Source organism: Natronosalvus halobius, assembly GCF_024138145.1.
Classification (GTDB): domain Archaea; phylum Halobacteriota; class Halobacteria; order Halobacteriales; family Natrialbaceae; genus Natronosalvus; species Natronosalvus halobius.
The window spans coordinates 88,734-102,500 of sequence record NZ_CP099997.1; the positions used below are offsets into that span (position 1 = coordinate 88,734).

At 64.1% G+C, this 13,767-nt stretch carries 12 protein-coding genes; 8 read left to right on the forward strand and 4 right to left on the reverse strand.

Annotated features, from left to right (window positions below; translation table 11 throughout):
- From mbhE to mnhG, 7 genes are read left to right on the forward strand one after another with little or no spacing between them, the layout of a single operon-like run.
- Window positions 1–2,661: a hydrogen gas-evolving membrane-bound hydrogenase subunit E gene (gene mbhE / locus NGM15_RS00455; RefSeq protein WP_253433833.1), complete on the forward strand. Its 2,661-nt coding sequence runs from the start codon at window positions 1–3 to the stop codon at window positions 2,659–2,661.
- Window positions 2,658–3,122 carry an MnhB domain-containing protein gene (locus NGM15_RS00460; RefSeq protein WP_253433836.1) on the forward strand — a complete coding sequence of 155 codons (465 nt, stop codon included), beginning with the start codon at window positions 2,658–2,660 and terminating at the stop codon, window positions 3,120–3,122. Before mbhE ends, NGM15_RS00460 begins: the two co-directional genes overlap by 4 nt.
- Entirely contained in the window at window positions 3,119–3,490 is a 372-nt protein-coding gene (locus tag NGM15_RS00465) for a sodium:proton antiporter (protein ID WP_253433838.1), read from the forward strand. Before NGM15_RS00460 ends, NGM15_RS00465 begins: the two co-directional genes overlap by 4 nt.
- Window positions 3,487–5,154, forward strand: a complete 1,668-nt coding sequence (locus NGM15_RS00470; protein WP_253433841.1) for a complex I subunit 5 family protein — start codon at window positions 3,487–3,489, stop codon at window positions 5,152–5,154. The genes NGM15_RS00465 and NGM15_RS00470 overlap by 4 nt, the downstream gene beginning before the upstream one ends.
- On the forward strand, window positions 5,154–5,876 hold the full coding sequence (locus NGM15_RS00475) for a Na+/H+ antiporter subunit E (RefSeq protein WP_253433844.1): 723 nt from the start codon (window positions 5,154–5,156) through the stop codon (window positions 5,874–5,876). Before NGM15_RS00470 ends, NGM15_RS00475 begins: the two co-directional genes overlap by 1 nt.
- Window positions 5,869–6,198, forward strand: coding sequence for an MrpF/PhaF family protein (locus NGM15_RS00480; protein WP_253433847.1), 330 nt, complete (start codon window positions 5,869–5,871; stop codon window positions 6,196–6,198). Before NGM15_RS00475 ends, NGM15_RS00480 begins: the two co-directional genes overlap by 8 nt.
- Window positions 6,195–6,626 (forward strand): monovalent cation/H(+) antiporter subunit G, encoded by a 432-nt coding sequence (mnhG, locus tag NGM15_RS00485; protein ID WP_253433849.1) that lies wholly within the window; start codon window positions 6,195–6,197, stop codon window positions 6,624–6,626. The genes NGM15_RS00480 and mnhG overlap by 4 nt, the downstream gene beginning before the upstream one ends.
- Before the next feature lie 30 nt (window positions 6,627–6,656).
- Here mnhG and NGM15_RS00490 read toward each other — a convergent pair whose 3' ends face one another.
- The 4 genes from NGM15_RS00490 to NGM15_RS00505 all read right to left on the reverse strand — a co-directional run bounded on the left by NGM15_RS00490 (window position 6,657) and on the right by NGM15_RS00505 (window position 12,710).
- Window positions 6,657–7,229: an SHOCT domain-containing protein gene (locus tag NGM15_RS00490; RefSeq protein WP_253433851.1), complete on the reverse strand. Its 573-nt coding sequence runs from the start codon at window positions 7,227–7,229 to the stop codon at window positions 6,657–6,659.
- Window positions 7,230–7,351: 122 nt separating this feature from the next.
- On the reverse strand, window positions 7,352–9,793 hold the full coding sequence (locus NGM15_RS00495; protein WP_253433854.1) for a PAS domain-containing sensor histidine kinase: 2,442 nt from the start codon (window positions 9,791–9,793) through the stop codon (window positions 7,352–7,354).
- Between the two features lie 349 nt (window positions 9,794–10,142).
- Window positions 10,143–12,344: a DHH family phosphoesterase gene (locus NGM15_RS00500; protein WP_253433856.1), complete on the reverse strand. Its 2,202-nt coding sequence runs from the start codon at window positions 12,342–12,344 to the stop codon at window positions 10,143–10,145.
- A 99-nt stretch (window positions 12,345–12,443) separates the two neighbouring features.
- Window positions 12,444–12,710: a hypothetical protein gene (locus NGM15_RS00505; RefSeq protein ID WP_253433859.1), complete on the reverse strand. Its 267-nt coding sequence runs from the start codon at window positions 12,708–12,710 to the stop codon at window positions 12,444–12,446.
- 333 nt (window positions 12,711–13,043) lie between these two features.
- Between NGM15_RS00505 and NGM15_RS00510 the strand changes: the two genes are divergently transcribed.
- The gene (locus NGM15_RS00510) at window positions 13,044–13,766 is read left to right on the forward strand and encodes a metal-dependent hydrolase (protein WP_253433861.1); all 723 of its coding nucleotides are present in this window, start codon (window positions 13,044–13,046) and stop codon (window positions 13,764–13,766) included.
- Window position 13,767 lies beyond the last annotated feature (1 nt).

Here is a 13,767-nt window from a genome sequence, read left to right on the forward strand (position 1 = left end):
ATGTCACCCGACCTGCCGGTCGTTCTTGCGGCGGTTTTTCTTCCCTTTCTGGCAGCTGGCTTCGCCCCGATACTGGTTCGTTTCCTTGGCGTGCGGACTGGCTACGTCGGCGCGCTCGTCGCCCTCTGTTCGTTCGGTCTGCTCGCCACCCAGTACGAGACGGCGACGACCGATCCAGGAACGGTCGAACTATCCTGGATACCCACCCTCGATATCGCACTCCGATTCACCGTCGACGGCTGGGGGTTGCTGTTCGCCCTCCTCGCGAGCGGCATCGGCGTGCTCGTCTTCTCGTACTCGTCGGCGTACGTGCACGGATCGGACGGGCTGGGCCGGTACTACGGGGCGTTGCTCGCGTTCATGGGCTCGATTATCGGCGTTGCCCTGGCGGCCGACCTGATCGCGATATTCGTCTTCTGGGAACTCACGAGCGTCTGGTCGTTCCTCCTGATCGGCTACTACACGTCGGACCCGGGCTCGACGCGGGCCGCCCGCATGGCCATGATCGTCACCGCCGGCGGCGGCCTGTTCTTGCTGGTCGGCCTCCTCCTCCTCTCGCTGGTCGCCGGTGACGTCATCGGCTCGACTGCCGCGTTCGACCTCGCGGCGATGCTCGAGAACCCCGACGCGATGGAGGCGGGCCTCCGCGAACGGGGGCTGTTCCTCCCGGCTCTTGGCCTGATCGCCGTCGGCGCGGCCACGAAGTCCGCGCAGGTCCCGCTGCACTTCTGGCTACCGAACGCCATGGCCGCGCCGACGCCCGTCTCCGCGTTCTTGCACTCCGCGACGATGGTCAAGGTGGGCGTCTACTTCGTCGGTCGGGTTCGACCGATCTTCGTCGGCTCCGAGTGGCTCCTTCTGTTCGTGACCCTCGGCCTGACGACCATGGTCGTCTGTGCGGTCCTGGCGCTGGCGTCGACGGACATCAAGGAACTGCTCGCGTACTCGACGGCCAGCCACCTCGGCCTGATGATCGCCGGCTTCGGCGTCCCGTCGTACCTGGGCGCCGAGACGGGTGTCTTCCACCTGCTCAACCACGCGCTGTTCAAGGCCGCCCTCTTCCTCATCGCCGGCATCGTCGCCCACCAGATGGGGACCAGGCACCTCTCGGAACTCGGAGGGCTCCGTCAGCATCTGCCGATCACGGCCGGGATGACGACCATCGTCGCCCTCTCGATGGCCGGCATCCCGCCGTTCAACGGCTTCTACTCGAAAGAACTACTCTTCGAGGCGGTCCTCGAGGTCGGCACCCACCACGACGTCGGCGTCCTGGAGTGGGTCTACCCGGCGGTCGCCGTCTTCGGGAGCGTGATCACCGTCCTCTACTCGCTGCGGTTCCTGTCGATTTTCTTCGGTGATAGCCTCTCCACACCCGAGCACGCGGGCCGACCGGCGATCCCGCTGCTCGCATCGCCGGCCGTTCTGACGCTGCTCGCCGTCGTCGTCAGCGTCGACCCCGACCTCGCGGTCCAGGCGATCGTCCAGGCGGGCTTCGACGCGACGGCGACCGATCCCCACGAGATGCACGTCGGACTTCCCACGTCCCTCAGCCTTCCCGTCGGCATGAGCGCGGTGACGATCGCCCTCGGTGTCGGCCTGTTCCCGTTCGTCGACCGACTCCACCGCGGAGCAATCGAACTCATCGCTCGAACGCGCGCTGTCAACCCGTCGCGGTGGTACGACAGCACCGTCGACGGTCTCGAGGTCCTAGCCCATCGGCTCGACGCGACCGTTCACAACGGTCTCCTCCGGACGTACGCGACCTGGACGCTCCTCGGCATCTGCGCGCTCGTCCTGGGCGGCTTCGTCGCGACCGGCGCGATCACGCCGTTCGAACTCGGGACGGACGTCCGCCTCGAGGTCGCCCTGATCCTGCTCGTTGCAGTGCTAGCGAGCGTCGCCGTTGCCCTCGCCAGCAGCCACGTCTCCGGGGTGCTGACGCTCTCGATCCTCGGGTTCATGCTGGCGATTTTCTACATCCTGGCGAGCGCGCCCGACCTCGCGCTGACCCAGCTGGTCGTCGAGACGTTGATCCTGGTGCTCTTCTTGCTCGTCATCGAGGAAGTTCCCGAGTACGTCGAGACCGGGCGATCGCTGCTGGGTGAGATCCGGGACATCGGCCTCTCGGCGGTCGTCGGCGTCACCGCCTTCGTCACGGTACTCGTGACGACCGGTGCCCGTCCGGACGGGACCACCGACGTCGCCCGACAGTACGTCGCGTGGGCCGTTCCGGAGGGCGGCGGGACGAACATCGTCAACGTCACCCTCGTCGACTTCCGCGGGTTCGACACCCTCGGCGAACTCGTCGTGGTCGTGCTCGCGGCCATCTCGATTTCGACGCTGATCACGATGCGCTCGAACACCGAACGTACGGGTGATCGGGCGAAGCGAGCACGCCTCGAGGCTGACGACTATCCGGACGATGTCGACATACTCGAGCGTGGACTCGGGGGCGATGCGCAGGGGTTCTACACGACGACTGGTGAGACGGGGATGGACGGAGATACGGACGCAGACGAGGAAACTGGCGACACAGAGACGGGCGCAGATACGGACACGGAAACTGACGATACAGGAACGGATACGGATACGGATGTGGATACGGATACGGATGTGGATACGGATACGGATACGGACAACTCGAGAGGTGACGACCGGTGACCACCGTGATCATGCGGACCACTGCCCGCGTCGTCGTCCCCATCATCCTCGTCGTCGCCGCGTCGCTGTTCGTCGAGGGACACAACCTCCCCGGGGGCGGGTTCATCGGCGGCGTCCTCGCGGCCACCGCCTTCGTCGTCATCTACCTCGCGTTCGACCTGGACTTCCTCGAGCGTGGCGTCCTCGGGCGGGAGGTCGAATCCGGCGCGCCTCCCTCGCGGGATCGCGTCGTCCTCGCTTACCGCCGGCTGTTCGAGTACGGGCTAGCGATCGCCGTCCTCAGCGCGCTGATCCCCATGGCTCTCGGCTATCCGTTCCTCAGCCAGACGTTCCGCGAGTTCGAGGGGGTCCCGATCTATCACCACGTCGAGATTGCCAGCGCGCTGGCGTTCGACTTCGGAGTTCTCTGTGTGGTACTCGGGGGCCTCCTGACGATCCTCTCGGTGGTGGGAGACGAATGACCGCCATCGTCGTCGCGACCGTCGTCGGCGCGCTGTGTGCCATCGGAACGTACCTACTCCTTCAGCAGGACCTCGTGCGCGTCGTCTGGGGACTGTCGCTGCTCAGCCAGGCGGCGAACGTCTACCTGCTGGCGATGGGGAATATACTCCCTGCTGGCCCCGACGCAGTCCCCGTCCTGGCGGGCCATGGCGAACCCCCATCGGGCGTCACCGACCCGCTGGTCCAGGCGCTCGTGTTGACGGCCATCGTCATCGGCTTCGGGATGACGGCGTTCGCCCTGTTCCTCTCGTACCGGGTCTACCAGGAACACGGGACGCTCGCGCTGGCCGAGTTGGCCGAAGCGGACGAGGCAGGTGATCGGCGATGAGTGTGATCGCGTCCTGGACGCAGATACCGGCGGCGATCGGGGCCGAAGCGGCTTCTACCCTCGTCGTCGCTCCGCTCTTGATCGCCCTCGTGACCGCCGTCGCCAGCCTGCTCTCTGGGCGCTGGCACCGCGGCCGGATCGGCGTCAGCGTTCTCGGCGCGCTCGCGTACCTGCTCGCCGTCGCGGCGATCGACTGGTACATCGTGCTCGCGCCCGACGCACCAGGGATCGCGACCTACCAGGTCGGCGGCTGGGTCGCCCCTTTCGGAATTACGCTGGTCGTCGACGGTCTCTCGGCGTTCATGCTGACGATGGTCGCCGTGATCGGGATGGCCTCGCTGCTCTCCTCGATTCGCGTGTTGCCCGATCTCGACCGCCACCGGTACTACTTCCCGCTTTTTCACTTCCTGATGGTGGGCGTGACCGGCGCCTTCCTCACGGGCGACCTGTTCAACCTGTTCGTCTGGTTCGAAGTGATGCTCATGGCCAGCTACCTCTTCGTCGCTTACGACGGCAACGCGCTCCAGACCAGGGCCGCGTTCTGGTACGTCAGCCTCAACCTCGTCGCAAGTGCCGTCTTCCTGCTCGGCGTCGGCGGCCTGTACGCGACGGCGGGGTCGCTCAATATGGCCGACCTCTCGAGGCGCCTCGCGGAACCGGCGGCCTACGGCATCGACCCCGTACCGGTCGTCGGTCTGTTCGGCCTCCTGCTCGCGGTCTTCGCCATCAAGGCGGGACTCGTCCCCTTCCAGTTCTGGATTCCGTCGGCGTACCAGGCCGCGCCGCCACAGATCGCCGCCCTGCTGGCCGGAGCGACGAAGAAGGTCGGTATCTACGCGATCATCCGGCTATCGTTCACCGTCGTCGGCGACGCGCCGGTCGACGTCTCCCTCGCGGTGCCGTTCACGGGCTTCGAGATGGCCGGCGACTCGCCGCTCGTCTTCGTCGGCGCGGCGCTGTTTGCTATGGCCATCGCGAGCATCTTCGTCGGCGGACTCGGTGCCATCGGCGGCCGCTCCATCGAGTCGGTGCTGGCGTACTCGAGCATCGGCCAGGTTGGGTTCATCGCGCTCCCCGTCGCCATCGCGGCGGTGGTCCCGGGGCTCCGAACATTCGGCATCGTCGCCGCGCTCGTCTACGCACTCAATCACACCCTGGCAAAGGGGTTGCTCTTTCTCGCGGTCGGGGCGGTCAGGACCGCGACGGGGACGAGTCGCCTCGCCGAACTGGGCGGCCTCGCCGGGCGCAGTCCGTCGCTCGCGGTACCGTTCTTCGTCGGATTGCTCGCGCTCGTCGGCATCCCGCCGCTGTCGGGCTTCTTCGGGAAGTTCCTCGTCTTCGACGTCGCCGCGCGAACGGCCTCGAGCGCGCTCGTGGTCGTGGTCGTCGCCGGGTCGGTGCTGTCGCTCGTGTACGCGACGCGCCTGTGGACGCGGAGCTTCTGGGGACCGCAGTCCACGGCGGTCGAGACGGCGGTGGCCGATCACGTGCAGGCGGCCGTCCTCCTCGCGCTCGCTCTCGCAATCGTTGGCGTTGGCGTCGGTTTCGAGCCTGTCTACGCCTTCGCCGAGGCCGGGGCCGAGGCCGCGCTGGACGCCGACGCCTACGTCGAGGCCGTCGATCCGGCCGACGAGGTCTCGACGGGATCCGGGGGTGACCACTGATGCGGACCAGAACCTGGCCCCTCGCCGGTGTCGTCTTCGCGCTCCTGTGGGTGTTCGTCCGCGGCGTCACCCTGACGCCGTCTGCCGTCCTCGGACAACTGCTTCTGGGACTCGCCGTCGGGTTCCCCGTCGCGTTCGTCTTCCGTCGACTCTACGGCGAATGGATCGACGTCCCGCGGAGCGTTCGTGCGATTCCGTCTGCCCTCTCGTACCTCGCGATCTTCATCTGGGAGATCATGCTGGCCAACGTCGACGTGACGAAACGTGTCCTCTCGCCCTCGATGCCGATCGAACCGGAGGTGTTCCTGTTCCCCCTGCGCGTCGAGACCGACCTCGCGATCACGACCATCGCCAACAGCGTCTCGATCACGCCGGGAACCGTCACGCTCGACTACGACAGCGAGACGAACGCGCTCTACATTCACGCGGTCGATGGCCGCGACCCGGAGACGATCGCCAGAACGATCAGGACGTGGGAGGAGTACGCACTCGTGATCTTCGACGAGCGAGCGAGTCCCGAGGATCCCACGCGAGACATTGTCGTCTCCGGTGGCACCCGGGCGAGCACGCCGGTTCCGCCCGACGAGCGCGCCGACGAGACCTCGACGGTGAACCAACTGCCGGCGGAGGAGAAGGCAGAAGAACTCGAGGCTGCCGACAGGATCGAACACGAAGGCGAAGACGAACACGAACACGAAGATGGAGGCGAGAACCATGATTGATCCCACCCTCCTCGAAGTACTCTCGGCCACACAACCGAGCGCTCCGCCGGCCGTACTCGAGACGACTGTCCGTGCGGCACTGGTGCTCGCGGGTATCCTGTGCGTACTCGCGAGCTATCGCGTCATCCGTGGCCCGACGGAACCGGATCGCGTCATCGGACTCGACGCCATCGCGACAAACGTCGTGGCCATCGCCGTCCTCGTGGCTCTGCTGACCGACCGCGGGCTGTTCATCACCGTGAGCCTCGTCCTGGCGATCATCGGCTTCATCGCAACCGTCGCCGTCGCGAAGTTCCTCACCGAGGGGGAGGTGATCGAGTGATCCGAACGGCCCTCGTGATCGGCCTGGTCGTCGTCGGGGCGTTCTTCCTGACCGTCGGCACCATCGGCCTCCTGCGACTGCCTAACGTCTACAACCGGATGCACGCGACGAGCAAGCCGACGACCCTCGGGACCGCCTCGATCTTCCTCGCCGGCTTCGTCCACTTCGGTCCCGGCGCCGAAGGACTGACCGCGCTCGTCGGCATCCTCTTTCTGTTCCTGACGATTCCGACGGGCTCACACATGATCGCCCGCGCCGCGGAACGCATCGGGGTTCCCTTCGTCGAGGGGGTCACCTGGCCCGACCCCGACGCGCTCGAGCGACCGCCCGAACGCACCCGTGACGAACGAGCAACCGATTCTGGCGACTCGAGGCGATACGAAACGGGAGCGAACCGGTCGGGCGAGCCTGGCGAGGCCGAGGACTGACCTCGGTGCTGATTTTCGTCGGACGAACGACTACTCGCGCTCGAGCGATCGCTCCCGTTCGCCCGGTTCCGACCCCTCCTCTGTCGATTCGTCGCGTTCGCGCCCCCAGACCTCGGCGTCCTCGAGTGTCTCGACCTCGAGCAAGCGCTCGAGTTTGTGTTCGAACTGCGCGTCGGTCAACTCGCCGGCGGCGTACCTGGTTCGGAGCATCGCGAGCGCGTTGGCCCGGTCTTCTGACGACGGGGCTCGAGATCCGGGTAGTCGTTGGTTGGGTTCGTGTGTGGCGGTTGTGCCAGATGTGCCAGATGTGCCAGATGTGCCAGTTGTGCCAGTTTCGTCCGTTTCGCCGGGGACGTTCGGCCAGCCCGCATCGTCAGCTTCGACAGCTTCGTCCACTTCGTCCAATCCGTCTGCTTCGCCCCCATCGTCGTCGAACAGCATCGACACCGCGGGAACGATCCCAACGTACCCGACGATGAGCACGGCGAGCCACAGGTCGCCGCCGATATCCCCGACCAGCAACCCGAGCCAGAGACCAGTGACGAGCGTCGACGCGATTCCGGTCGCGTTCGCTCGAAATCGCCCCCACAGATCCTCGTCCATGTACACGCCTGCGTCCTCGCTGTAAAAAGCCGTTTCTCTCGATGGGGGTTCGTGTCCGTACGATTCGGTGAACTCTACTGGTTAGCCCCTCCTCGCTGGACCTACACTGCTTTATCTCGCACCTAACCAGTAGTGTCCGGTACTGGAATCGACAACGAAAATGTCGCTCCCTCACCCAACGCCGAATCGACCCAGATGTCGCCGCCGTGGCGTTCGACGATTCGCTTACATAGTGCGAGTCCGATACCCGTACCGGCGTATTCTTCCTGCGTGTGGAGTCGCTGGAATACCTCGAAAATTCGATCCTGGTCTTCCGGATCGATGCCGATCCCCTCGTCACAGACCGACACGACCCACTCGTCACCGTCTCGTGTGGCCGAGACGTGAACGCGTGGCGGTTCGTCACCGCTGTATTCGATAGCGTTATCGAGCAAATTCTGGAATAACTGGTGAAGCTGGCTCGCATCACCCTCGACCTCCGGGAGATCGGCAATCGTGACGTCGGCGTCGTGTTCTTCGATCTGAAACTGGAGATCGGCCAACACGTCCTCGAGAATTCCATCCAGTTCCACCGGTTCGAACGCATCGCCCTCCGTCTGGATACGGGAGTACTCCAGTAAGTCCTGGATCATCGACCGCATCCGGTCAGCACCATCCACCGCGAACTCGATGAATTCCTCACCGTCCTCGTCGAGCTCGTCGGCATATCGATTCTCGATCAACTGGAGATAACTCGAGACCATCCGTAACGGCTCCTGGAGGTCGTGAGAAACCGCGTACGCGAACTGCTCGAGGCGCTCGTTCGACTCCTGAAGTTTGCGATCGTACGTCTTTCGTTCAGTAATGTCACGAGCCACACCGACCACCCTAGTCGAACCGTCATCATCCTGTACGGGGTATCCAGGCGCTTCGATCCACCGTACGTTTCCGTTTCGAATAATTCGAATCTCCTCGTGCTTTGGCTCACCTGTTTCGAGAGCCTTCTCGATACCCTGTTGTGCTCGTTGTCGATCGTCCGGGTGAATTACGTCGACGAACTCCTCCCACGTTTCGACTGTCGTCCCATAGAGTGATTCTGCGGAGGGATAGAACGACGCTTCGTCGTCATCGACGTCCCAGTCCCAGACGACCGAATCGGTAGCATTGAGAGCGAACTCCATCCGGTCTCGGATGCGCTGGAGTTCCCACTCTCGTTCTTTTCGCTCGGTGATGTCCTGGACTGCGCCACGGAGCAAGACGACTTCTCCGTCATCGACGTCGGGGTCGCCCTTGACGTGAAGCCAGCGTACCTCGCCATCGGGTGTTCTGAACCGAACCTCCACGTCGAACGACTCGCCGGAGTCGAGAGCTTCCTCGACGGCGTGCTCGATTATCGATCGATCCTCCTCGTGGTAGACGTCGAGGGCTTCGTCCAGCGGTGGTTCGTCGCCATCAGGTATCGCCAGAATCTCGAAGAGGTGGTCGGTCCAGAACACCTCTCGAGTGTCGGTGTCGATCTCCCAGCCGCCGACGTCCGCGATGCGTTCGGCCTTCTCCAGGAGTTCGCGCGTCAGTTCGAGTTCTCTTTCGCGCTCCTTCCGCTCAGTGATATCCCGGAAGTACACGGAGAGACCGGACTCAGAGGGGTATACGCGGACCATCGCCCAGATTCCCAGTGGGTCGGAGTACCGCTCGAAGCTCATCGGTTCCTGGGTGACCATCGTCGTCTCGAACTTCTCGAAGAGCGAGTCGGATTCGTCGACGTCGAGCACCTCCCAGGGTTTTCGCCCGAGAAGTTCTCGTTCCGACGTAGCGAAAAACGCCTCGGCGCGCTCGTTTACGTACTCGAACTGGAACTCGTCGTCGAGCGCGTAGAACGCGTCGTCAATTCGCTCGAAGACGTCGTCGAGTTCCCGCTTGAAGTCGTCTCGCTGCTGTTCGAGCCGTTCAGCTTGCTCTTCTAGCTGCTGTTCGTACTCGCGACGCTCGGTCATGTCACGCGTGACCTTGGTAAATCCTCGAAGGGTGCCCTCGCTGTCGCGAATGGCAGTGATCGTGACGTTTGCCCAGAACCTCGAGCCGTCCTTGCGGACCCGCCACCCCTCGTCCTCGACACGACCCGCTGTCGCTGCAGTTTCGAGATTTCGATCGGGAACCTCGTCGGCGATATCGTCCTCGGTATAGAACGTCGAGAAGTGTTCGCCAGTGATCTCCGCTTCGGAATACCCCTTGATCTGCTCGGCTCCCTCGTTCCAGGTGACGACCGACCCCTCGGGATCGAGCATGAAAATCGCGTAATCTTTGACCGCACTCACGAGGGCGCTGAACTGCGCTTCGTCCTGGTGTGGGTCGTTAGCGTTTTCCTCAGCCTTCCACCAGATCCGACTCGAGTCGCCTCCCTGTTTGGTCTGAATTTCGCCCCGCTCAGCGAGGGCCTCCAGACAGTGACGGACGGTTTGAGGGGGCCACTCGAGCGACTCGGCGACTTCCTCGGTGAACACTGGCGTCGATGGCTGATCGGTTCGACTGAAGAACTCCTGGACGTCCGCTATCGTACGTTCCGGTGGTGGTCCAGGCGAAACCATTGCTTCCGGATATCGCCGTGACCCTAAAAGTTTGCTGTTCTAGGTGTCGTTTCTGACAGATCACCCCTCTATACGGACACCACGTAGACTGTTTTTTCGATTCGACGGCTACGTCTTCGTCTAATTGAATCTCCAATCGTCAGTTCGTATCAACGTGTTTTTGACTCTAGTCTTCCCCCGTCGCTGGGCCAGAGCGAAGCTATTGCTCGATTCAGATTCCGGTTTTGGAAGAGGGTTGGCGTTCGTTAGACGTGGCCCTGAACCCGACCTGAATTTCACCGAGTCAAGAATCTACACCCCCTTTTCGTATTCAGTACCGCTCGAGCCGGACGAGACGAGAAAAACCGACTTACGCGAGCGACTCGCCGAGCGCCTCGAGCGCCGCTTCGCGAACGGTCTCGCGTTCGCCAGAGAGGAACTCGATGTAGCCGTCGCGCCCGCCGACGACGGTGATGCCAGCATCGGGGGCGGTGGTCTCGAGTGTCGAACCGAGTTCGCGGACGTCGACGTCGTCGTCCGAGCGTACGTAGAGTTCGTCCTCGCCGACGCCGAGGGTGACCGATTCCTCGCTCCGTCGGTGGAGTTCGTCGAGCAACAGCGTCGTCGTCGGGAAGTCGAAGCGGTGGATGAACGCTGCGGTGTCGATCACGGCGACCGAACGGCCGTCGACGTCGCGAATTTCGAGGTTCTCCCGGGCCGTTTCGAGTTCCGTCTCGAGCTTGGCCCGGAACTGGGCGGCGACGTGAGCCGCGAGATCGCCGTCGCCGGCGCCGTCGAACAGCAAGTCGGCGACGAGTTCGCGCTTGTCCTTGTAGGACTGGTAGTACGCCTCGAGGGCGACGGCCTCCCGTCGCTCGGTGCAGGCCTCGGCGTCGTAGCCGGCGTTTTCCGCCAGATCGGCGTAGGATTTCGGGACGTCGTCCCAGAAACTCACGGCGGGAAGGTGTTCCAGGTCGGCGCGCACATCGTCGTTGACGTGGGCGGCGACGTTCGCGGCGAGTGTGGTCGTGGTGATCGCCGAGCGGTCAGCATCGGCATCGGCGTCACCGTCGGCCAGCGACGGCGAAACGGCGACCGAAACCGAGTCGGTGACGTCGGCGTCCGCGCGACCGCCGTCGATCACGAGTCGGTCGGCGCCGTAGATGTCGAGCAGTTCGTAGCCGTCGAGCGAGTCGGTCGTCGATCCGGCGTCGACGAGCACCATCAGCGGCAACTGCTCGCCGTGGCGGTCGCGAGCCTCGAGCATCGAGGTCACGTCGCCCGTGGCGGCGTCCATGTCGTAGACGTGGCCGTCGAGCGGTCGGCGCTCGACGTAGTGGTAGACGGCGTCGTCGCGGGTGTGTTTCTCCTCGATTAGCGGCAGGATGGCACGCTCGAGGGCGGCGCCGGCGACGTAGCCGTCGGCGGTCGCGCTGTGGCGGACGACGATGGGGCGTGCCTCGACGACCGCACGGCGGATGGCCGTCGCGGCGTCGACGATCTCGTCCTCGACCGTCTCGACGATCGGGTCGTCGACGAGCGGGGCGACGATGGTCGGGCGCGCCTGCTGGTCGATGGCGTCCTCGAGTCGCTCGGTGACGGTCTCGCGGTCCTCGTCCTCGAGCACCTCGAGGGTCTCCGTTTCGATCTGGAGGTCCCCGTAGTGACGTTCGACCTCGCCATCGAGAGTGACGACGTCGCCAATCTCGACGGCGGGGTAGGCGCGGACGCCGGCCTCTTCGAAGGCGGCACACTCGACGGTGCCGGTCTCGTCGCTGAGTTCGAAGACCGTCGGGCCGCTGGTCTGGCGGACGCCCGTGATCTCGCCCTCGAGACGGACGACGGACCCGACTTGGTTCTCGATCGTGTCGATCGTGGCCCGGTTGAGTGGGGTCGAGGGCGTCGCATCCTCGGTTGCGGTTGCCGCGTTGGCGCTCGATCCCGAACTCGAAGTCGAGTCTGAACTTGAGTCCGAATTCGAACTCGAACTCGAACTCGAACTCGAGGTCGAATCCGAGCCGTGACCAGCGTCGTCGTTCGAGGTCGAGGTCGATGCAGCGATAGATGCCGGTGTCGATTGCTCGTCGGCGCTCGACGTCGTCTCGGTGGCGACGTCTGCCGACACGTCGGCAGTACCGCTCGACCGCGTATCGTTCGATTCGTCAGTGGACTCGCCACCGTCGTCGGCTCGCTCGTCCGGCAGAACGTTGCCGTCGGGGGTCTGGATGACCTTCCCGCGGAACTCGCGGTCGTCCTGGCGGATCGACCACCCGAGGTCGATGTTGCCGTTGTCTCTGACGTCCAATACTTGTACGTAGACCGGATCGCCGGGCTCGAGATCGAGACTCTCGAGGCGACGATCCAGCTCGCTTCGATGGAGCAAACCCGTGACGTGGTCTCCGATGTCGACGAAGAGACCGAAGTCAGCGTAGCCGTCGACCGAACCCCGGTAGTACCGGGAGGTGACGAGTTCCGATGCGGAGGTGCCTTCGAATTCGAAGGCGACGTCCTCCTCGTGGAACTCGCACACGTGGTCGTCGACGGGTTTGCCACAGATGATACAGGTACCCATCTACTTCTCACAAGCAGGTTCGTCCTAAAACGGTTGTCGAAATCCACTCGGGTCGTGATGGCGCGAATTTCTCGCCGAAATCGATAGCCGTGGGCGTGATCACTCCTCGAAGACCGGCGATTCCGCCTCGAGTGCCTCGAGGTCGTCTGCGATCGCGCGAGCGTCCTCGGGGAAGAGCGCGGCCTGGAGTTCGTTCCCGTCGTCGTCCTGGAAGACGAGTTTGACACGCTTGTCACCAAACTCGCGGGCCTCCGCGCTGGAGACGTCGAACAGTTTCGCGGTTGCGGACTTGTTCGTCGGGCCGACGTTCTTCAACGAGCCATCCTTAAGTTCGATCATGAAGTCCTCGAGCGAGAGGGTGAGCATACGCTGTACCCTCGTGGCGACCGCTGTAAAGATTGATGATTGACGGTGTGGTACTCGTCTGACCCACGTCCGGGCTCGTTCCTCCGTCGACTGATCAGTCGCGTCGATAAAAGACACGGTATTGCCGTGTTTCGATACCGATTCGCGCGAACCGGCAGTCCCCATCTCCCTGATCGCTTTGACCGCGTGGTGTGTCAGCAGTGCGGTCACCGACTATCGAGCACATCGCCACATAAACATTGGTGATCGTACGCATCCGCGGTCGATGGGCGGAACCAGCCGGCAGCGCTCGCGCCCACCTTTATGCCGACAACGCGAGTAGGTCGACCCGCAATGGAGCTCACCTGGCACGGCCACTCGACGTGGCACGTCACTGTCGGCAGTACCGACCTGCTGATCGACCCGTTCTTCGACAACCCGAAGACGGACATCGAGGCCGACGACCTCGAGACACCGGACTACGTGTTACTCACGCACGGTCACGCCGATCACATCGCCGACGCCGGCGCCTTTTCGGAGGCGACGCTCGTGGCGACTCCGGAACTCGTCTCCTACTGCCAGGACGAGTTCGGCTTCGAGGATGCTGTCGGCGGCATGGGCATGAACATCGGCGGCACCGTCGAGTGCGGCGACGCCTTCGTCACGATGCATCGCGCCGACCACACCAACGGCATCATGACCGAGTACGACGTCGACGCCGGGATGCCCACCGGATTCGTCATTTCGGACACGAAGCCGACCCAGGTCGAAGACGAGGAGTCGACGACGTTCTACCACGCCGGCGACACCGGCCTCATGACCGAGATGCGGGAGGTCATCGGCCCGTACCTCGAGCCCGACGCTGCGGCGCTGCCCATCGGTGACCACTTCACGATGGGGCCGTGGCAGGCCGCCATCGCGGCCGACTGGCTCGATGTCGATTACGCCCTCCCAATGCACTACGATACGTTCCCGCCGATCGAGCAGGACCCCGACGACTTCGCTCGTGAGGTGAAAGCGGCGGGGAGCAGTGCGGAGGTCGTCGCTCTCGAGGGCGACGAGACGTTCGACCTCTGAG